This is a genomic window from Caballeronia sp. LjRoot31 (genome assembly GCF_964253885.1).
In the GTDB taxonomy this organism is placed as follows: Bacteria; Pseudomonadota; Gammaproteobacteria; order Burkholderiales; family Burkholderiaceae; genus Caballeronia.
This window is the reverse complement of the sequence record NZ_CAXURX020000001.1, coordinates 601,195-623,020: the sequence shown is the minus strand read 5'-3', so window position 1 is coordinate 623,020 and position 21,826 is coordinate 601,195. Positions and strand designations below refer to the sequence as shown.

Annotated in this window: 10 protein-coding genes; 1 reads left to right on the top strand and 9 read right to left on the bottom strand. The window is 59.7% G+C overall.

What is annotated here, in order from left to right:
• Positions 1–121: 121 nt before the first annotated feature.
• The 4 genes from ACSQ8V_RS02650 to ACSQ8V_RS02635 form a co-directional block, all read right to left on the bottom strand.
• The gene (locus tag ACSQ8V_RS02650) at positions 122–7,594 is read right to left on the bottom strand and encodes a YadA-like family protein (RefSeq protein ID WP_436204806.1); all 7,473 of its coding nucleotides are present in this window, start codon (positions 7,592–7,594) and stop codon (positions 122–124) included.
• A 664-nt stretch (positions 7,595–8,258) separates the two neighbouring features.
• Entirely contained in the window at positions 8,259–10,454 is a 2,196-nt protein-coding gene (locus ACSQ8V_RS02645; RefSeq protein WP_436204805.1) for a TolC family protein, read from the bottom strand.
• A 6-nt stretch (positions 10,455–10,460) separates the two neighbouring features.
• The gene (locus tag ACSQ8V_RS02640; protein ID WP_255631768.1) at positions 10,461–11,738 is read right to left on the bottom strand and encodes an HlyD family type I secretion periplasmic adaptor subunit; all 1,278 of its coding nucleotides are present in this window, start codon (positions 11,736–11,738) and stop codon (positions 10,461–10,463) included.
• The gene (locus ACSQ8V_RS02635; protein ID WP_213768516.1) at positions 11,735–14,050 is read right to left on the bottom strand and encodes a type I secretion system permease/ATPase; all 2,316 of its coding nucleotides are present in this window, start codon (positions 14,048–14,050) and stop codon (positions 11,735–11,737) included. The genes ACSQ8V_RS02640 and ACSQ8V_RS02635 overlap by 4 nt, the downstream gene beginning before the upstream one ends.
• Before the next feature lie 658 nt (positions 14,051–14,708).
• On the opposite strand from ACSQ8V_RS02635, the gene ACSQ8V_RS02630 reads away from it, so the two are divergent.
• Positions 14,709–15,485: a copper homeostasis protein CutC gene (locus ACSQ8V_RS02630; protein WP_436204804.1), complete on the top strand. Its 777-nt coding sequence runs from the start codon at positions 14,709–14,711 to the stop codon at positions 15,483–15,485.
• A 17-nt stretch (positions 15,486–15,502) separates the two neighbouring features.
• Here ACSQ8V_RS02630 and ACSQ8V_RS02625 read toward each other — a convergent pair whose 3' ends face one another.
• The 5 genes from ACSQ8V_RS02625 to leuS all read right to left on the bottom strand — a co-directional run bounded on the left by ACSQ8V_RS02625 (position 15,503) and on the right by leuS (position 21,680).
• Positions 15,503–15,919, bottom strand: a complete 417-nt coding sequence (locus ACSQ8V_RS02625) for a CopD family protein (RefSeq protein WP_213768518.1) — start codon at positions 15,917–15,919, stop codon at positions 15,503–15,505.
• A gap of 18 nt (positions 15,920–15,937) precedes the next feature.
• The gene (locus tag ACSQ8V_RS02620) at positions 15,938–17,215 is read right to left on the bottom strand and encodes a glutamate-5-semialdehyde dehydrogenase (RefSeq protein WP_436204803.1); all 1,278 of its coding nucleotides are present in this window, start codon (positions 17,213–17,215) and stop codon (positions 15,938–15,940) included.
• 84 nt (positions 17,216–17,299) lie between these two features.
• Positions 17,300–18,418, bottom strand: coding sequence for a DNA polymerase III subunit delta (gene holA, locus ACSQ8V_RS02615; protein ID WP_436204802.1), 1,119 nt, complete (start codon positions 18,416–18,418; stop codon positions 17,300–17,302).
• A 23-nt stretch (positions 18,419–18,441) separates the two neighbouring features.
• Complete coding sequence (locus ACSQ8V_RS02610) at positions 18,442–18,993, bottom strand: LPS-assembly lipoprotein LptE (protein WP_213768537.1); 552 nt, start codon at positions 18,991–18,993, stop codon at positions 18,442–18,444.
• 92 nt (positions 18,994–19,085) lie between these two features.
• Positions 19,086–21,680 carry a leucine--tRNA ligase gene (gene leuS, locus ACSQ8V_RS02605; RefSeq protein WP_436204801.1) on the bottom strand — a complete coding sequence of 865 codons (2,595 nt, stop codon included), beginning with the start codon at positions 21,678–21,680 and terminating at the stop codon, positions 19,086–19,088.
• Positions 21,681–21,826: the final 146 nt, after the last annotated feature.

The window sequence follows — 21,826 nt, the reverse complement described above, 5'->3', positions numbered from 1 at the left end:
CGAAGAAGAACCCGCTTCAAGTACTGCCTTAAGGTACTGCTACAACATGAACAACTTGTAGTGCAAAAGCCCTTGAACCAGCCCGGTTCTTGACGAACCGGGCCCGAGGCTTAAGCCCTGATTACCACTGGTACGAAGCACCCGCACCAACCGTCGTACCCGCTGCCGACCAACCTGCGCCTACGCGCACCTTGATGTTCTGCGTAATACGAGCCGTACCGCCAATGGCCGATGCTGCATAGCCCTGGAACGTACCGCCACCAATACCGATCGACAACGTCTTGTTAGCATCGACGTCCGGGATCATCGTCAGCGCTGTGGCTGCCGCAATACCGCTGTACGCCTTGCGAGCAATACCGCCCACTGCCGAGTTCATCTGGTTCAGATTGACTGCATCCGTACCTTGCGTACCCGCTGCAACGTTCGTGATCTGACGCTCGTTACCTTGCGAACCAACCGAAACGCTGTTGTCACGATCTGCCACCGAGTTTGCACCCAGTGCGACTGCGTTGTTCGCCGGAGCCGTAGCACCGTTACCGATAGCGATCGAGTTCGTACCCGACGCACCAGCGTTGCCGCCGATAGCGATCGTGCCGTCACCCGTACCGCTCGCGCCGCCACCAATCACAACTGCGTGATCGCCGGAAGCCGAAGCGTTGTCACCCATGGCGATTGCGTCGCTGCCGGTTGCCGATGCTGCTGCAGCCGGTGTACCGTCCGCGCCATTCGTACCGTTGATACCGTTGATGCCGATACTCGTGGAGCCCGTCGCGGCGATGTTCGTCACCGAAGCTTGAAGAGCAGCAACGTCCTGGTTCGTCGTGTACAACTGGTCGCCGGTTACTGCATCCGTGCTACCTGCTGCCAACGTTCCTGCCGTCAGGTTCGTCAACTTCGTACCAGCCGTACCAGCCATCGTGATCTGGTCATGTGCTGACGAGTCATACGACACTGCGTTCGGCGCTGCCACTCCGCCACCTGCGGTGATGTTGTTCACCGTGGTCTGCAGATTCGTCACGTTGTCCGCATTCTGCGTAACACGGCTGTCGAGGTTGCTGATTGCGTCACCGACGTTATGAACCGTGCCACCACCCACGTTGAACGTAGGCTGCGTGAACGAACCGTCAGAGTTCATTTGCGCGCCGCCGCCGATCGCGGTTGCGATGCTTTGCCCGTTGTTGAACAGTTGCGAGCCGTTGATTGCGTCGAAGCTCGACGAGTTCACGGCACCGGCAGCTACACCGGTGATCGTGCGCTGAACACCCGACGAATTCGTTACGTCGACAACAGTGCCACCAGTCATCTTGCCGACGGTGATGTTTTGCGTCGTAGGATCTTGAGCAACCAGACCCGTACCGCCCGTATCCGCCGAGATTGCTGCGACCGCGTTGTTCAGGTTCGTCAGGCCGGTATCAACGTCCTTGAATGCATCGCCTGCGTTCGTGGTTGTGTGACCACCGATCGAATACGTCGGGCCAGTTACGGCACCCGTGGTCGAATTGATCGCTGCGCCGCCACCCAGAGCCGCAACTACCGGCGTCAACTGGCTCAGGTTCACTGCGGACGTGGCCTTCGTGCCTGCCGCTACCCCCAGAAGTTCACGTGCGACACCCGCGTTGTTAGCGAAGTTCACATGCGTACCGTCCGTTGCACCGCCAACCAGAAGGTCAGCACCTGCAGCAGCTTGCGTGATCAGTGTCGAACCGCCACCGCCTGTTCCTGCTGCGGCGATTGCCGAGGTCATCTGACCCAGGTTGACCGCGTCCGTGGTCGTGGTACCAGCAGCCACGTTCACGATCTTGCGTTCCGAACCCTTTGCACCGATAGACACAACGTTGCTCTGCGAACCATCGCTGCCGTTACCGAGAATCACGCTGTTGCTGCCCAAAGCATAAGTGTTCGCCTTGGAACCAACAATGTTATTGCCGATGACAACCGTGTTCGTGCCTGACGCCGAGCTGTTGTTACCCATTACGATGGTGCCAGAGCCGCTGACTGCCGCGCCGTTACCAATCGCAATACCGCTTGTGCCCGCACCGCCCACTGCTGCGCTCGTACCCAAAGCGATCGAGTCCGTGGTCTCAGCATCCGAACCGTTACCAATTGCCAGCGCGCGGTCAGCAATAACCGAAGCGTTCACGCCGATTGCCGTGGCGCCGACGCCGTTCGCGATCACTGCGCTACCAATAGCTACCGCCTGGTTAGCCGTCGCACTGACGTTCGTACCAATCGATACTGTGTTGTCAGCGTTGGCCTTCGTGTTCAAGCCAATTGCGATTGAATCAGTACCGGACGTTTCAACCTGACCCAGCTTGTCCGTGGTGCCTACGCCCATTACATCTGTCAAGGCAAACACGGTGGCAGGCGAACCGTCTGCGTTGCTACCGAGTCGCGTCGCTGAAAGCTGCTGCACAGACTTGACCGGCGTTTGCGTGGCAGTTACACCCGCCAACATGGTTTCAACCTGACCCAGGTTGACAGCGTCGTTGTTGCCCGTGGCGTCTGCCACGTTCACGATCCGACGTTGTGCGAACTGCGTACCAACCGATACCGTGTTGTCCACGCTAGCCAGCGAGCCCGTACCCAGTGCCACCGAGTTTGCACCCGTTGCACGCGAATTCAGACCGAAGGCCAGGCCACCTGTTGAGTTGGCGAATGCATTGCCGCCGATTGCCATTGAATCCGTGCCCGTTGCTTGCGCCGTAGCCGCAGAGCTGGCGCCGAAGCGGACATACTTCAAGCTGGAGCTCAGGATCTGGTTAGCGGACGTCGCTGTGCTGATAGCGCTATTCAGCTGTTCAACGTTCACTGCGTCGTTGTTGGCAACGCCGTCAGCTACGTTTGCAACCTTGACCGGCGTACCTGCTGTACCCAGCGTTACGCTGGTCTTGGCCGTGCTGTCGTAGGCCACGAACGTGTTCTGAACCACACCGCTCGAGTTGAACGTAGCGCCCATTGCCTTCAACTGAGCAACGTTCGTTGCGTCCGTATCAGCTACGCCTGCCACGAGGTTGTGAATCTGCGCGCCAGCTGTGCCGACACCCAATGTCACGCCAGTCTTGGCCGTGCTGTCGTATGCCACGAATGCGTTCTGAACCACGCCGCTCGAGTTCACAATGATGCCTGCTGCTGCCAACTGACCCAGGTTCACTGCGTCCGTTGCCGTGGTACCTGCAACGACTTGGTGAATCTGCGCGCCAACCGTGCCCGTACCCAGCGTCACGCCGGTCTTGGCCGTGCTGTCGTATGCCACGAACGCGTTCTGAGCCACACCGCTCGAGTTCACGACCAAGCCTGCTGCCGTCAACTGACCCAGGTTCACTGCGTCCGTTGCTGTCGTACCGGCAACCAATTTGTGGATCTGTGCGCCAACCGTGCCGTTGCCCAGCGTTACGCCCGTCTTGGCCGTGCTGTCGTAGGCCACGAATGCGTTCTGAACCACACCGCTCGAGTTAACAATGATGCCTGCTGCTGCCAACTGACCCAGGTTCACTGCATCCGTTGTCGTGGTACCGGCAACGACTTGGTGAATCTGCGCGCCAACCGTACCCGTACCCAGCGTCACGCCCGTCTTGGCCGTGCTGTCGTAGGCCACGAACGCGTTCTGAACCACGCCGCTCGAGTTCACAACAATGCCTGCTGCTTGCAACTGACCCAGGTTCACTGCGTCGGTCGTGGTCGTGCCTGCAACTACTTGGTGAATCTGCGCGCCAACCGTGCCGTTGCCCAGCGTTACGCCAGTCTTGGCCGTGCTGTCGTATGCCACGAATGCGTTCTGAACCACGCCGTTTGTGTCGACATTCAGGCCAGCCGCCTTCAATTGCTCAACGTTCACTGCGTCGTTATTGGCTTTGCCGTCAGCTACGTTTGCGATCGTGACCGGCGTGCCAGCTGTGCCAGTCGTACCCAGCGTAATCTTGTCATGCGCCGACGTGTCGTACGAAACAGCGTTCGGGTTCGCACCACCGGTAGTCACTGCACTTGCGATTGCCGTCGTCATCTGACCCAGGTTCACTGCGTCCGTTGCTGTCGTGCCTGCAACCACTTGGTGAATCTGCGCGCCAACCGTGCCCGTACCCAGCGTCACGCCAGTCTTGGCCGTGCTGTCGTATGCCACGAATGCGTTCTGAACCACGCCGCTCGAGTTCACAATGATGCCTGCTGCTGCCAACTGACCCAGGTTCACTGCGTCGGTTGTCGTGGTACCGGCAACGACTTGGTGAATCTGCGCGCCAACCGTGCCCGTACCCAGCGTCACGCCAGTCTTGGCCGTGCTGTCGTATGCCACGAACGCGTTCTGAACCACGCCGCTCGAGTTCACAATGATGCCTGCTGCTGCCAACTGACCCAGGTTCACTGCGTCGGTCGTGGTCGTGCCTGCCACTACTTGGTGAATCTGCGCGCCAACCGTACCCGTACCCAGCGTCACGCCAGTCTTGGCCGTGCTGTCGTATGCCACGAACGCGTTCTGAACCACGCCGCTCGAGTTCACAATGATGCCTGCTGCTGCCAACTGACCCAGGTTCACTGCGTCGGTTGTCGTAGTACCGGCAACGACTTGGTGAATCTGCGCGCCAACCGTACCCGTGCCCAGCGTTACGCCAGTCTTGGCCGTGCTGTCGTATGCCACGAATGCGTTTTGAGCCACACCGCTCGAGTTCACGATCAAGCCTGCTGCTGTCAACTGACCCAGGTTCACTGCGTCGGTTGCTGTCGTACCGGCAACCAATTTGTGAATCTGCGCGCCAACCGTGCCATTACCCAGCGTTACGCCAGTCTTGGCCGTGCTGTCGTATGCCACGAACGCGTTCTGAACCACGCCGTTCGTGTCGACATTCAGGCCAGCTGCCTTCAATTGCTCAACGTTCACTGCGTCGTTATTGGCTTTGCCGTCAGCTACGTTTGCGATCGTGACCGGCGTGCCAGCTGTGCCAGCCGTACCCAGCGTGATCTTGTCGTGTGCCGAGGTGTCATACGAAACAGCGTTCGGGTTTGCACCCGTGCTGGCCGTTGCACTTGCGATTGCGGTCGTCATCTGACCCAGGTTCACTGCATCGGTCGTGGTCGTGCCTGCTGCGACGTTCACGATCTTGCGTTCCGAACCCTTCGCGCCAACAGAGATGACATTGCTTTGCGTACCATCGCTGCCGTTACCGAGGACCACGCTGTTGCTACCCGACACCTTCGCATTGTTGCTGCCCAACACGTACGAATTGGTACCTGTTACCGTGCTGTTGTTACCAATGATGAACGATCCATCAGCAAGCGCCATTGACTGGTTGCCCAAGGCCAACGATTGCACGCCGGTAGCACCTGAGTTCTTACCAATGACGATTGCGCGGTCGTTGGCGGACTCTGCGTTTGTACCAATCGCAATACCGTCCGGTGAGTCCACGTCAACAGCGGACGAATTGCCGATCGACAGGCCGCCGTCCGATACCGAGGTTGCGTTGCTGCCGAACGCCATCGAATTCGAACCGTTGGCAATCGTGCCGTAACCCATTGCCACGGAGTTCACGCCGACTGAATTGATGTTCGAACCAATTGCGACCGAGTTCGTGTTGGTCGACGACGTGTTCAAGCCGATAGAAACTGAATCCGTTCCGATTGCCGAGATTGAACCAAGCTTGTTGGTCGGACCGACGGCAATAACCTGGTCCAGCGTGATCGGCGTGACAGCACCGAGGAGACCGCCGCTTGCGCCCAGGAGAGCCGGGCTGCTTGCGCCCAACAGGGTCGGCGAGCTCTTCAGCGTAGCCTGAAGGCCAGTGCTTTCGTTAGCCAACAGGGTCATGACCTGACCGAGATTGACTGCGTCGGTGTTACCCGTACCTGCTGCCACGTTCGTCAGGCGACGTTCCTTGCCCAGCGACCCGATAGAAACGGTGTTTGCCTGGTTAGCATTCGAGCCATAGCCGATCGCAATGGAATTGAGGGCCGTAGCCTTCGAGTTCGTGCCGAAAGCGAGCGTTTCGTCGCCGCTGGCGACAGCATTGCCGCCAATAGAGACCGCATCCTGGCCGCTGGCCTGCGCCTGGCTGCCGTTCATGACCGCGCTGATGCCGATGAACTTGGAGTTCGCAACTGACGTTGCCAAACCTGCGGTCGCCGAAGTGAGCTGCGAGAGGTTGACTGCATCATTGGCGGTCGTGCCGTTCGCCACGTTCGAAATCTTGACCGGCGTGCCTGCAGCACCCAGGGTTACTGAGGTCTGGCCCACTTGGTCATAGACGACGCTGTTGGCGGCCGAACCGCCCGTACCCGTTGCCGCGGCAGCAGCCGTCAGCGCGGAATCCAGTGTGTTGTATGTCTTGCCGCCGACCGTGTAGGTCGGTGCCTTGATGGTGCCGTCAGCGTTGACGCCGGCCGAGCCGCCCAATATTGTGGCTACGCTGTTTTCAGCAGCGTACAGTTGTGAACCATTGATAGCGTCTTTGCTCGTCGCACCGACTGTGCCTGCTGCTACGTTCGAGATCTTCGTGCCCGACGCGCCCAGCAACGTAACCAGGTCCTTGCCAGTCGTGCTGTAAGAAACGAACGAGTTCGTCACCGTACCGCTCGTGCCAATGGTCGCGCCCAATGCCTTCAACTGAGCAACGTTGGTTGCGTCCGTGTCAGCAACACCGGCAACGAGGTTATGAATTTGCGCACCTGCGGTGCCAACGCCCAGCGTCACGCCCGTCTTGGCCGTGGTGTCATAGGCCACGAATGCGTTCTGAACCACGCCGCTCGTGTTGATGTTCAAGCCTGCTGCTGTCAACTGGCCGACGTTCACTGCGTCCGTTGCTACAGTACCAGCCGCCAATTGGTGAATCTGGGCGCCAACCGTGCCCGTGCCCAGCGTCACGCCCGTCTTCGCCGTGGTGTCATACGCCACGAATGCGTTCGTTACCACGCCGCTCGTGTTGATGTTCAAGCCTGCTGCTGCCAACTGACCCAGGTTCACTGCGTCCGTAGCGTGCGTGCCGGCAGCCAGATTCGCGATCTGGCGCTGCGTTGTTGCGTTACCTACCGATATCGTGTTTTTGTCGGTTGCAACTGAATCCTGACCCAGTGCTACCGAGCCGGAACCCGATGCGGAGGCGTTCATGCCCAAAGCCATGGCGCCGGAGCCCGTTGCCGAAGCGCTTTGACCGATTGCAACGCCACCGTTGTTGATCGTGTAAGCGTTGGCGCCGATTGCCGTGCCGCCGTTTCCAGCCACTGCAGCCGAACCAAACGCAAGGCTGTCCGAGCTGGCCTGGCTGTTCTGGCCGACGGCCACGCCCGATCCGATCGAGTATGCCGAATCGCCAATCGCGATACCGCCAATCTTGGTGGGGGCCGCTGCGTCTGCATCGACTAGCGAATCGACACCAATCGCTACGCCGTCTGCAATATTGACAGTCGCGTTCGTGCCCGACTTGACGGTGTCGTCAGCCATGGCGACGCCGGCGCCTGCCAGGCTCATGCCGCCGACCGCGATCTGCGTCAGGATAGCCTTGGAGATGGCTGTTTTTGCACGCTTGCTCTTGCTGCGTCCAGTTGCCAGTTCCGAAACTGCGACCCATGATCCCGTCGATTCATTCCAGACTGATTTGTATGACTTGTTCATGCTATGAATACCTTTTTACAAAAATAGAAAATCGCCTTGCGGCTCGGCAGAGATCGATCGCCACCTTTATTCCGGATGGCCAATGCGTTTGCAGCTTCCGCGTAACGCTCGGCGTTCGATGCCTCTTTCGGTTCTTTAATACCGAAGCACTGAAACCGGGGTTACTTGTGAGGCCCGGTTCTTGTGAACGCAAACGAACTATAGATTTGGAACCGAAGCGACTTAATGCGAAAACTCCTAATTTGCGTCTCGCAAACTGAATCCTTGTTTCTCGACATTGATCCTCCGTACGAATCCAGGAAACCGCGCACCGGTTATTTGGTCAAGTCCATTGCTGGCAAAGGCGAAGAGGCCGGCACACACCCTGCCTCTTAAACGGCCTCATTCAATTAGGATTATTCTTATAAAGAAAAAGCGTTGCACGCTGACAACCGAAGCAACGTCAATTTCGTCATAAATTGTCGAAATTTGTAAAATATAAGTTACTAATAAATATGCCGATTCGATTAATGACCAACAGACTTAATCAATCAATTTATAAAAATGAAAAAGGCCAATTAACGACAAGTCGTTAATTGGCCTTGAAAATACGTGCGAATCCATGCCGTTCGGCAATCTATAAAAACGTTGATCTAGCGGATTAATTTACAGCGACTCCGGGCTGTCAAGCGCCCGTCAACCACGAATCCAGCGTGCCATTATTGAGATGGATTTTAAGAACAGCCTGATAGGCGTCGAACTGCGTTGTAACTGCGCTAACCTGGTTGTTATAGAAATCGCTTTCAGCGGACAACACGTCCAGCAACGTCCGTCGGTTCAGGTGATACCACTGCTCGAAAAACTGCTTGCGGATCAGATCCGATTCCGTGGAAAGCTGGTCGTACAGCTTGGCGCGCGTGCTCATGGCGAGCGCGTCATGGTAGGCATCCCGTACCTTGAATTCCGAGTCGAGCGCCAGCTGGTCGCGCTTATCAAGGCTCGACGAAGCACGCGAGAGCGCTGCGCGCTCGGCGGCACGCTGGCTGCCACCCTGGAATGGCGTCCAGGACAGTTGCAGCATGGTTGACCAGGGCTGACGGTTGCCGAACACGTCCGGCGCCGTATTCTTGTTGATCACCCAGTTCAATTTGGGCATTGAGTCTGCCCGCACCGACTGAGCGTTCAACTTCGCAGCTTCGGCTTCCGCGTCAGCCTGCGCGATTGCCGGGTTCTGCGCCACGGCGCTGACCGCTGAATCTACGCCATCAAGCATGAATTGCCAGTGAACGCCGCCGGGCATGGGAGTGGGCTCTTCGCCTACCAGCTTGCGGACCGCGATCTCTTGCGTGCGCACTTGTGCTGCAACCGTTGCCTGGGACGTCTGGGCCTGCAGCAATCGGGCCTGAGCTTGCGTCAACTCGCTCAGGCGACCCGGGTCGGCCTTGACGATCTCTTCCAGCATTTGCACGAGTTGCGACATGCGCTTCACGTAGTTCTCGCCAATCGCATACACGGCGCGGTTCTTGGCCAGCTCGACCAGGCTGCTCGAGGTGTCGTAAGCATTCTGCTGCGCCAGGGTCTGGTAGTACAGCTCCGCGGCCTGCGCCGTTTTCGTGCGGCTGTCGATACTCTTGCTCGTCTTGCCAAAGTCATAGATCAGGGTAGTGATCGCAACACTCGCGGTCGGACGGTTGTACTGGTTAAAGCTCGCGCTGTCGCCGGTAATGGCAGGCGAATTCGCGCCAACCTGGATCTGCGGATAACGCTGGCCCTTCACCTGATCGATGTCGAACTTTGCCGCGTCCCAGTCATTGCGCGCCTGCTTGAGGGCCGGGCTGCGCGCAGCAGCGGCGTCTGCCGCGTTGCGCAGGGCGGCGCGTACTGCCTGCTCCGGCACGACCGCTGTATTGAGGACCGAACGCGACGTGCTGCCGTCGTCCAGCCAGTCCGAATACGTCTGGTCGTTCGAGCGCATGGTGCGCACGGTGCGGCGAATGCCGGCGGGAGGATTGGCCATCACCATGGCCGATCGGGCGTCAAGCGTGGCCTGCACCGATGCCTTGTTCGCCATGCCCTCACCGGATACGGAAGACGAATCACTGTCTGCTCGTGCAGTACTGCCTGTAGCCAGCGAGCCTCGCAGCGACTGGAGATCGCTTAGCACGTTGGGCATCCGCGGAGAAACGGCGGATGCTGTTTGCGTCGGGCTGACGGCCCGAATGGGCGACTGCGCCATGCCGATGCGTGCGCTATTGGTAGCGGTAAATTCCGGACGCAGCGCGGAAGGGGCAGACACAGCAGCCGACGCAGGGACAGCAATCTGCGGCGCCGCGGCCTGAACTGCCGGCACGGCGGGTTGCTGCGAAGCTTGCACAATGCCGGCGTTCGCGAAGGCCTGGGCAAAACTGCCCGATAACGGCGGCAAGCTCGCGCCTGAACGCGCGGCCGAGGGTTGCACCGCTTCGCTAGCGCTTGCCTGCAAGGGCTGCATGGCCGCGGGATTCGCTTCAATAGCGCGTGACACCGCAACCGCTTGCGGCGACTCATACACGGCAGCCGCGGCAGGAGCCACCGCCACCGGCTGGGCTCGCGGTGCGCCCGGCGCTATGGCGCGAGCCAGCGCTACCGCCCCGTCCATGTTGTTGTCGGCCGAAGCTGCCGGCTGGGTTAGCCGTGACTGCTGCGGCGCCCACGCCATGTCGTCCAGCGCTGACCTGGCCTTTGCGTCCGTTGCGCTGAATGCCAGCCCGATAACACCGCTACCGACCAATACGCCCATCGCGGAGAACAACGTCCGGTTCGGGGTGATGCCATACGGAAGCGCGCCATCAAGCTTGTTTCCGGCGCGGATCAACCGCACTTTGTTTGATTGTGTTGACATGTCGACTTATCTCTCGCGGAACGCTTCACGCGACTTGAAAATGGGTTTCAGCAGGTACGAGAGCACGGTCTTTTCGCCAGTGCGAATTTCGACGTTGCCGGTCATGCCGGGAATGATCGGCAAATGCTTGCCGGCGGCCACGAGTTCGCTTTTATCAGTCAGAACCTGTACCCGGTAATAGATGGCATCGGGTTTGCCCGGCGCCGCTTTCTCGTCCTGCAGCGTGTCCGGGCTGACGTCAATGACATGCCCCTTCAAGCCACCGTAAATCCCGAAGTCGTAAGCAGAAATCTTGACCATGGCCGGAAGGCCCGGATGAAGAAAGGCCACGTCTTTCGGCTGAATACGCGCCTCGACAATCAACTGGTCGGCATAAGGCACGATGCTCATGATCTGCGCGCCTGGCTGAATCACGCCGCCGATAGTCGTAATCTTGATGTCCTTGACCGTGCCCTTGACCGGCGCGACCAGCGTGGTGCGTTCCAGCACGTCAGCGCGTCCTACCAGGTTTTCCTTCGTCTGCGACAACTCGAGGTCGAGGCGCGACATTTCGTCGTTGGCATCGGACTTGTACTTGTTGCGGCGATCCACAATCTGCGACTGCAACTCGTTCGCGCTGCGCTTCATGCGCAGAACTTCGGTTTCCGAAATCAGGCCACGCGCTGCGAGCGGCTCCGTCATGTTGATTTCGTTCATCGCCAGCCCATAGCTTGTTTGAAGCGAAGCCACGGTGTCTTGCAGGGAGCGGCGACGTGATTGATACGTCTGCGTTTCACTCAGGACCACTGCCGGGTCCTTTAGGACATCGTCGGGAAACACGAGGGCCGTGCCATTCGCTTCGGCACGCAGCCGTGCAACCTTGGCTTCGAGACCGATCAGCTTGGAATGCCCTTCGGAGTACGACGAATCAGCGCGCTTCGGGTCAATGTTCAACAGCAGCTGGCCCTTCTCGACTACGTCACCTTCTTTCACATGCATGTCGGCGAGAATTCCGCCTTCCAGGCTCTGGATGATCTGCTCACGCATGACCGGAACCACTTTCCCCTGTCCCTGCGTGACTTCTTCAACGTGGGCAAATTTCGCCCAGATCAACCCGCCAACAATCACGGCGGCAACCAGGTAGAGCATGGCCATGGTGCCGGGGATCGACTGCGCCAGCATCGATTCGCGCAAGTCGTTCATGTAGGCCGTATGAGCCGGATGGACGTAAGGCGCGGCATTCTTTTTGCGGCCACCCGGCGTCAGTGAGCGGGCCCAATAGCCCAATCGCGTAAATAATTTCATGATGGTTCCTTGATGGCGCCGTGCGCCTGTGTATCGGTTCCCTGCGCGTGACTCACGGCTGGAGCGGCAGGGTTGCGCAACGCGGCAAGCACTTCTTCCTTCGGGCCATCGGTGACCACTTTTCCTGCATCTATAACCACGATGCGATCAACCAGTTGCAGCAGCGAAGGCCGGTGCGTGACCACGACCAGCGTGGTGCCGCGCGTGGCTTCGGCCAGATCCCTGATGAATGCGCTCTCGGTTTGCGTGTCCATTGCGCTGGTCGGCTCGTCCATCAAAATGAGCGTGGGACGCGCGATAAGGCAGCGAGCGATGGCGACAAGTTGCTTTTGACCGCCCGACAAACCGTCGCCGTTTTCGCCGATCTGCATGTTCCAGCCGTGCGGATTGCCGGCGGCTATTGCGTCGAGTCCGGTCAGCTTGGCTACTCGCAGCAACTCGTGGATGCTTGCATCAGGACGGCCGATCATCACGTTCTGACGAAGCGATCCGTAGAACAGGCGGCTGTCCTGTGACACATAGCCCACCTTTTCGCGCCAGTCGGCCGGATCGACTTGCGTGATATCAATGCCGTCGCTGAACACCTGGCCGCTCGTCGGACGATAAAGATTCGACATCACGCGCAGCAACGATGACTTGCCGCTACCTACGCGGCCCAGAATGGCGACGCGTTCTCCTGCACGAATGTCGATGTTGATGTTCTTCAGGAATTCAGGCGGCTTCATGCCGTTCTGAACCGGGTAGTGGAAGCCCACCTGACGGAGTTCGATCGCGCCGCTGATACCCGGGTTGTTCAAATACTGGACGTCCGGATCGCGTTCCACCGGTTTCTTCATCAGCCCGCTGAGCGAGTCGAGTGCAGCCTTGGCTTGCTGGAAGCGCACGGCCAGACCGGCAACTTGCGCCAGAGGTGCCAATGCTCGGGAAGCCAGGATCACAGAACCGATCAAGGCGCCCTGCGTCAGCTTGCCTGCGGAAATCATGTACACGCCGGCCACCACGATCATCACCGTCTCGAACTGCGTGATCCACGAGACGAAGTTCATGGCGAGCGCCGAGAGATGCTTCGATTTCATCGAAGTGTCAGACGCCTTGGCTGAAAACAGTTCCCAGCGTTCCTGCATGTAACGCTCGCCGCCAGTGGCCTTCAGCGTTTCAATGCCTTCCACGCTTTCAATCAGGACACCTTGCTTGAGCGACGATTCGCGCAGGTTTTCCTTCATCACCCTCTTGAGCGGCCATTGAATCAACACGCTCACGCCGACGATCACGGGGACCAGCAGCAGCGGGATAAACCCAAGCATGCCGCCGATCATGAAGATCACCGCGATATACAGGAACGTGAAGGGCAAATCCGACAACGTGGCGAGCGTGGCTGAAGCGACGAAGTCGCGTACCGATTCAAACTCGCGCAACTGGTTGGCAAACGAGCCCGACGATGCCGGCTTGTGCTCCATGCGAATGGCGAGCGCCTTCTTGAACAACATGGCGCCCATGATCAGATCGGCTTTCTTGCCGGCGACATCGAGCACATGAGCCCGGACGTTTCTTGCAATGAACTCGAACAGCATGGCGATCGCCACGCCGATCGCGAGCGACCACAAGGTGACAAACGCCTGGTTCGGGACCACGCGGTCATAGACGTTCATCGTGAAGAAGGTGCCGGCCAGCGCGAGCACATTGATCAGCAGCGCACCAAGGGCGGCGCTCCAGTAGTAACGCCGATAACGCCACAACGTGCTCAACAGCCAGTGGCCGTCCGACTTCTCCTCAGGTATGCCTGCGCGGGTGTCGACCTTGCCAACGGGCTTCACCAGCATCGCAAAGCCGGTGTAGTTGGCTTTGAGCTGGCTGACGCCGATGGAGACGACCTTCGAGCCCGTCTCCGGCAGCACCACCAGGTAGGCGGCTTCCATTTCGTCCTGGGCCGGTTGCTGGCCTTCCTTGATTTCAGCGGCCGGCTTGATGACCTTGACGTCGTTGGGCGCGCGGCCGAGCAGGACGCAACCACCGTGGTCCTTGCGGAACAGGATGACCGGCAGCAACATGGGCGACACTTCGTTGGGCTGGCGTTCGACCACGCCGACGTTGAAACCCGACTGCTCCATCGCGAGCTGTGCTTGCTTGGGGGAAATGAATCGTCCCGCGGGCAGGCCCGAGAGCATTGCCGCTTCGCTGGTCGGCTTGCCGTGGTACGCGGCCATCCATACGAGACTTTTCAACAGCGTGTCGTCAACCTTCGTCGATAGCGCCAATGCATCGTCGCCGTCCGGTTGAATGGGCGTTATCGCGCCCGGTACTTCATTTTTCATGGCATTTGACTTTTGAGCGTCTGGTGAGGAGGCTTGGGCCTCCGGACCAGCCGGGGTGGATACGTCGTTCGGTAACGACGCGGAACGATTCGTCGCGGGATGCATTTATTTCAGCGGATGCATTATCTGCACGGGCTCGGACACCGAAAATAAGAAGCGTCCTAAATACAAACAGCGAAGGGAATCCGTAATTGCTGCTCAGCGCACTGACTTAATGCGATGAGTTGATTCTCGTCGTCGGAGGCTCAGAGAACCATGAGAATGGTCCTAATTAAACGGATGCCGAACTCTTGAGTTGTTCGTGAACATGAGCTGAAAAATCAGCGGCTTACGCCTACTTAAACGAATAGCGATGGGGAATTCGGACGGGATGGCCAGACGCAAAAATGCCGGCACGCGGGCCGGCATTTTGATTAACGAAGCAGAACGTAACGATGATTAAAATGGCGTCATAACAACAAGAAGCGTCGCACCAGCAAATCCGGGGACGGGAAATTCGTTAAACATTCTGTGCCACTTGTGAGAATGCTTATTTTCGCCTCGTTAAACCGCCCGGGCAAAACACCGCAATAAGCGTGAGAAATAAGCACAAGCAGGACGATGCCCGGGTTGGCGTGCTTTAAGCTGCGAGGCTATGTCTCAATGAGGAAACCCCTCCATGTCCACCTCCCCTGTCGTGCTCGAAATCTGCGCGGGTTCGGTTACCTCGTGCCTGGCGGCGCAAGAAGGCGGCGCGAGCCGTGTCGAGTTTTGCGACAACTTGCTGGAAGGGGGCACTACCCCTTCATATGGCGCGATCGCCAGCGCGCGCGAAAAACTGCAGATACAGTTGAACGTCATCATCCGCCCACGCGGTGGTGACTTTCTATATTCAAATGTCGAGTTTGACGTGATGGAGCGAGATATCCTCGCCTGCAAACAGCTCGACGTCGACGGCGTGGTGATCGGGTTGCTCACCGCCGAGGGTGATATCGATGTGACCCGTACCCGGCATCTGGTGGAACTGGCTGCGTCCATGCCGGTCACGTTTCACCGGGCGTTTGACGTAGCGCGTGATCCGTTTGAAGCGCTGGAAGACATCATTTCCACAGGCTGCAACCGCCTCCTCACCTCCGGACAGGAAACCAGTGCACCGGAAGGTGCTGCGCTCATCAGCAAGCTGCGTGAGGCCGCCGGCGAGCGCCTGGTGATCATGCCGGGCGCGGGCGTGCGGGTGAACAATATTGCGCAACTGGTCGCGCAAACCGGTTGCATCGAGTACCACACCTCCGGACGCGCGCCCTTCCCCAGTGGCATGCGCTATCGCAATGAACGGGTAAAAATGGGCGGTCCGGGACAGGATGAATACGCGATCGTGGAGACGTCGGCTGACCTGGTGAAACAGATTCTTTCTGAAGCGAATCAAGCGTGGCAACACGTGCACCGCTTGACGTGACCATGCGGTAACGCGATTTAGAACGGCTTGATCACCACCAAAAGCGTCGCACCGAGCAGCCCGAGGATGGGAAACTCGTTAAACAGCCTGTACCACTTGTGCGAACGTTTATTTTCGCCACGTTGAAACCGCCCGAGCAAAACCCCGCAATAAGCGTGATAAATAATCACCAGCGCGACAATGCCCAGCTTGGCGTGCATCCATCCCTGCCCGCGCCCGATTCCCATTACCAGCAGCAGCCACAAGCCGCACGCCAGCGCCGGCACAGCGATAAACGTCATGAAGCGGAACAGCTTGCGCGCCATCTGCAGCAGTCGCCGCGTAGCTGCCGCGTCGGTTTCCGACGCGAGATTGACGAAAATTCGCGGCAGGTAGAACAGGCCGGCGAACCACGAAGCCACTAATACTATGTGCAGCGATTTGATCCAGAGCATCGGAAGCATTTTCTCGATTTATTGGCGTATTTCGCCGTGGCCCAGCACCACGTATTTCAACGATGTGAGTCCGTCCAGTCCAACCGGGCCGCGCGCATGCAGTTTGTCGTTCGAGATGCCAATTTCGGCACCCAGGCCAAACTCGAAACCATCGGCGAAACGCGTTGAGGCGTTCACCATCACGCTCGCCGAATCGACTTCACGCAGGAAACGCATCGCACGGTCGTGGTCTTCCGTGACGATCGCATCCGTGTGATGCGAGCTATAGGTGTTGATGTGATCGATGGCTTCGTCAAGGTCGTTCACCAGCTTGATCGACAGGATGGGGCCGAGATATTCGGTGCTCCAGTCGGCTTCGGTGGCGTCCACGAGCGGGCCGCTGAATTTTGCCTCGTTCAGCACGGCGCGCGCCGCGGCATCCACGCGCAGTTCCACCTCTTTTGCCTGGAACGCCTTTGCCAGCACCGGCAGCGCCTGAGCCGCGATGCCGCGCGCCACCAGCAGCGTTTCCATGGTGTTGCAGGTGCCGTAGCGATGCGTCTTGGCGTTGTCGCACACGTTGAGCGCCTTGTTGAGATCCGCGCGGTCGTCCACGTAGACGTGGCAGATGCCATCGAGGTGCTTGATCATCGGCACTCGGGCTTCTTCCATCAATCGCGCGATCAGGCCCTTGCCGCCACGCGGCACGATGACATCGACGTAATCGGTCATGGTGATCAGCTTGCCCACCGCCGCGCGATCCGCCGTCGCCACGACCTGCACCGCGTCCTGCGGCAAGCCGGCCGCTTCCAGCCCTTCACCAATCAATTTCGCCAGCACCGTATTGCATTCCAGCGCCTCGGAACCGCCACGCAGAATGGTCGCGTTGCCGGATTTGAGGCAAAGCGCGGCTGCGTCGATGGTCACATTCGGACGCGATTCATAAATGATCCCGATCACGCCCAGCGGCACGCGCATCTGGCCGACCTGAATCCCGCTCGGCCGAAATTTCAACCCGCTGATTTCACCGATAGGGTCAGCCAGCGCGGCGACTTGCCGCAAGCCTTCGATCATCGTATTCAGCGCTTTCTCGGAAAGCGTCAGGCGGTCGATGAACGCGGCGTCATGGCCTTTGTCGCGAGCGTGGGCGAGATCTCGCGCATTCGCGTCCTTCAACGTGGCGCGCTCGCGTTCTATCGCGTCGGCGACCGCGTTGAGTGCGGCGTTTTTCGCAGCCGTCGACGCGCGCGCCATCGCGCGTGAAGCCTGGCGCGCGCGGCGGCCGAGGTCGGTCATGTATTCGTCGATGTTGGTCATCGTCATTCTCTTGGTTCGTTCGACGCTTGATGTGGCGAGGCTGTCAGATCGGACGGCGTGCCAGCAACCGATTTTAAGCCGTTGTCAGGCTGGGCGCTTGGTAGCCGGCGCGGCTGCGAGCGGCTTGCCGTGCAGCGGACCGCCCGACGACGCGACGGTCATCGCGAGTTCGAACATGCCGTCCCACGGATCGGGCGGCGGATCGCCCGGGTTTGCGCTGCCTCGCGGACCGCCACCGCCGGATAATCCCTTCACCTGCCTGTCCAGCTTCGCCGCCAGCGACAACGCCTTTTCAAGCGCCGCTTCGCTCACGCGCGAGAGCGCGGGGCCGATCAACCGCTCGCGCGGTCCCCACACGCGGTTTTCTCGTAGCAGCGTGGCGAGCGGCTTTCCCGCCGCAACGCCGCGTTTCATCCGCAGCAGCGTGCGGATTTCTTCCACCAGCGCCCATATCACGAGCGTGCCGGCTTCGCCCTCGCCCTTCAGGCCGTCGAGCATGCGCGTCAGGCGGCCGACGTCGCCGGTCAGCATGGCTTCGTTGAGCTTGAACACGTCATAGCGTGCGACGTTGAGCACCGCGTCATGGATCTGTTCGAACGTCAGCACGCCTGCGGGATGCAGAAGCCCAAGCTTCAGGATTTCCTGATGCGCGGCAAGCAGATTGCCCTCCACCCGTTCCGCGATAAACACCAGCGCCCGCCGTCCGTCCTCGCCCGGCGCCACGCGCTGGTTTTGCGCGCTCAGCCGCTGGCCGATCCACATGGGCAACTGCGCACGCTCGACCGGATCGATCTTCATCATCACGCCCGGCCCGCTCAGCGCTGTGAACCACGCGGACTTTTGCGTGGCGGCATCGAGCCGCGGCAAGGTGATAAGCGTGAGGACGTCGGGGTTATCGGCGGCGGCCAGGGTTTTCAACGCCTCGCCGCCTTCCTTGCCGGGCTTGCCGGTGGGAATGCGCAACTCGACCAGTTGGCGATCGCCGAAGAGCGACATCGACTGGCTCGCGCCCAGCAGCGAACTCCAGTCGAAATAACGGTCGACGACAAACACCGAACGATCCGTGAAACCCTGCGCCCGGGCCGCCGCGCGAATCTTGTCGCACGCTTCCTGCGCGAGCAGATGCTCGTCGCCATAGACAACGTACAAGCCTTTCAGGCCTTTCGCGAGGTGCGCGTCGAGCGCGTCGAGTCGAAGTTGCATGGTTTTTCGTGACGTTCCGGCGCTTAGAGCGGCGGCACAGGCAACGGCGCACGCGGCGCGATGCCCGGCAAAGCCTCGCTCGGCGCCGGATGCAGGGAACGCACGACGGCAAGCCGGCGCGTCAACTGGTCCACAGCGTCGAACTGCATGTCGCGATACAGCGTCTGCGCTTCAATACCCTTCGCCAACGTGAACTGATCGCTATATGTCAGCGCCCGGTTCAACGAAATCACGCTCGGCGGAATCAGCAAGGTACCGTCGGCGCCCACCATCGAATAATTCAGGTTGTAGTCGAGTTCGTACTCCTGCACGACGCCTTGTGCATTCAGACTCAAGGTCTTCATGCCGTTGCCGCCGGTCAGCGAAAGGATGGCGTCGGGCTTTTCCGACACCTTGACGATCACGGTGTCGCTGCCGCCTTCCACTACTCGCTGGAGGCGTCCAAGCATTTCCGGCGTGCCGCCGCTAATGGCGAGCCGCTTGAACGCGTAGTCCTGCTGCCCGCGCAACTGGAAGCCGCAGGCGGACAGCAGCACCGCGCTGCACGCCAGCGTCAGGATCGAGCGCCGGCTGATCGCGCGCTTCGTCATCGTGTTGGTCGAATTCAAGCTGACAGCTTTCCTGCTCACAACGTCCTCCAGGATTTTCATGGCGCGCGATCTCCGGCTCATACGACCACGTTCACCAGCCGGCCCGGCACCACGACGACCTTCTTCGGCGTGCGCCCTTCCGAAAACTTCGCGAACATCTCATGGGCGACCGCCGCCTTTTCGATGTCCTCGCGCGACGCATCTTTCGCCATGATCAGCGAACCACGCACCTTGCCGTTGACCTGCAAGACCAGCTCGATTTCAGCTTGTTCAAGCGCGGCTTCATCCACTTTCGGCCAGGATGCGTCGAGCAAACCGCCATGCAAATTGGCGTAACCGAGTTCCTGCCACAACTGGAACGTGATATGCGGCACGACCGGATACAGCACACGCAGCAATACGCCGAAGGTTTCGGTCAGCACGGCGGGCGTTGCGTCCTTCGCGCTATCCACGGCATTCAGCATCTTCATGGCCGCCGATACCACCGTGTTGTACTGCAAGCGGCCGTAGTCGAAATCGGCCTGCTTCAGGATGGTGTATATCTCGCGACGCAGCGTGCGATCGGAGTCGTTGAACTTCGATGAATCGAGCTTGGCATGTGTTTTAAGGACAGTGGCACGGCCATGCGCGAGTTGCCATACGCGGCGCAAGAAGCGGCTCGCGCCTTCCACGCCCGTGCCCGACCACTCGAGCGACTGCTCCGGCGGCGCGGCAAACATGACGAAGAGACGCGCGGTGTCGGCTCCGTAGGCATCGATCAGCAATTGCGGATCAACACCGTTGTTCTTCGACTTCGACATCTTCTCCACGCCGCCGATCACCACCGGCTTGCCATCGGCGTTCAGCACCGCGCCGACCGGGCGGCCTTTGTCGTCGTGCGTGACGGTTACGTCGACGGGGTTGATCCACGTCTTCTTGCCCGCCGCGTCTTCGCGGAAATAGGTTTCGTTCAGCACCATGCCCTGCGTGAGCAGGTTCTTCGCCGGCTCGCCGAACTTCACCAAGCCCAGGTCGCGCATGACCTTGGTCCAGAAACGCGAATACAACAGGTGAAGAATCGCATGCTCGATCCCGCCGATGTACTGATCCATCGGCATCCAGTAATCGGTGCGTTCGTCGACCATCGACGTGGCGTCCGGCGCGGCATAACGCGAGAAATACCAGGCTGAATCGACGAACGTGTCCATGGTGTCCGTCTCGCGCTTCGCCGGCGCGCCACACTTCGGACACGTGCAATTGACGAAGGCTTCGGACTTCGCGAGCGGATTGCCCGTGCCGTCCGGCACCAGGTCTTCCGGCAACACGACCGGCAGATCGGCTTCCGGCACCGGCACGTCGCCGCAAGTCGCGCAATGGATGATCGGGATCGGCGTGCCCCAGTAGCGCTGGCGGGAAATGCCCCAGTCGCGCAGACGCCACGTGATTTGTTTATCGCCGAGATTTTGCGCTTTCAGGTCGGCCGCGATTGCGCTGGTCGCGTCTTCGAAGGTGAGGCCGTCGTACTTGCCACTGTTGATCAGCGTGCCCACGCCCTTCTCGCCGTACCACTCTTCCCAGGCGTCCGTGCTGTAGGTCTTGTCTTGCACCGCGACCACTTGCTTGATCGGCAGCGCGTATTTCTTCGCGAACGCGAAATCGCGTTCGTCGTGCGCCGGCACGCCCATCACGGCGCCTTCGCCGTAGCTCATCAGCACGTAGTTGCCAATCCACACTTCGACCTTTTCCTGCGTCAGCGGATGCGTGACGAAGAAGCCGGTCGGCATGCCCTTCTTTTCCATCGTCGCGACGTCGGCTTCAGCCACGCCGCCGCGTTTGCATTCTTCTATGAACGCTTGCAAACCCGCGTTATCGCGAGCAAGGCGCGTGGCGAGCGGATGTTCAGCAGCAACGGCAGCGAAGGTCACGCCCATGATGGTGTCGGCGCGCGTGGTGAACACGCGCAGCAATTTGCTTTCGCCGTCGATCTCGTACGGGAAGCCGAAATTCACGCCGAAGCTCTTGCCGATCCAGTTCTGCTGCATCACCTTCACGCGCTCGGGCCAGCCGAGACCTTCCAGGTCGCCGAGCAACTGATCCGCGTAATCCGTGATGCGCATGTAGTACATCGGGATTTCGCGCTTTTCCACCAGCGCGCCCGAGCGCCAGCCGCGCCCGTCGATCACCTGCTCATTGGCGAGCACGGTCTGGTCTTCCGGGTCCCAGTTCACTGTCCCGGTCTTTTTATACGCGATGCCCTTTTCCAGCATCTTCAGGAAGAGCCACTGGTTCCATTTGTAGTACTCGGGCTTGCACGACGCAATTTCACGCGACCAGTCGATAGCCAGCCCCATCGACTGCATCTGCTTCTTCATGTAGTCGATGTTGTCGTAAGTCCACTTCGCCGGCGGCACGTTGTTCGCCATCGCGGCGTTTTCCGCGGGCATGCCGAACGCGTCCCAGCCCATCGGCATGAGCACGTTGTGGCCGTTCATGCGCAGGAAGCGGTACATGACGTCGTTGATGGTGTAGTTGCGCACGTGGCCCATGTGCAACTTGCCCGACGGGTACGGCAGCATGGAGACGCAATAGAACTTGGGCTTGTCGCTGATTTCGGTCGCCCGGTAGACATCTTTCGCGCGCCAGTCGCTTTGCGCTGCGGATTCGACGTCGGCGGGTACGTATTTATCTTGCATGGTGTGGTTTTTGGCGGTTTTGCCTTTCGGCGTTGCGGCAGTACTGCCTGGCGGCGGTGCTCGGCTGGCGTCGGTTGCGGGTTCTGCCCGGATTCTGCCCGGGCTTTGCCAGGATCGCAGCCCCTCGGGCCGCTGCCTGGCGCTAT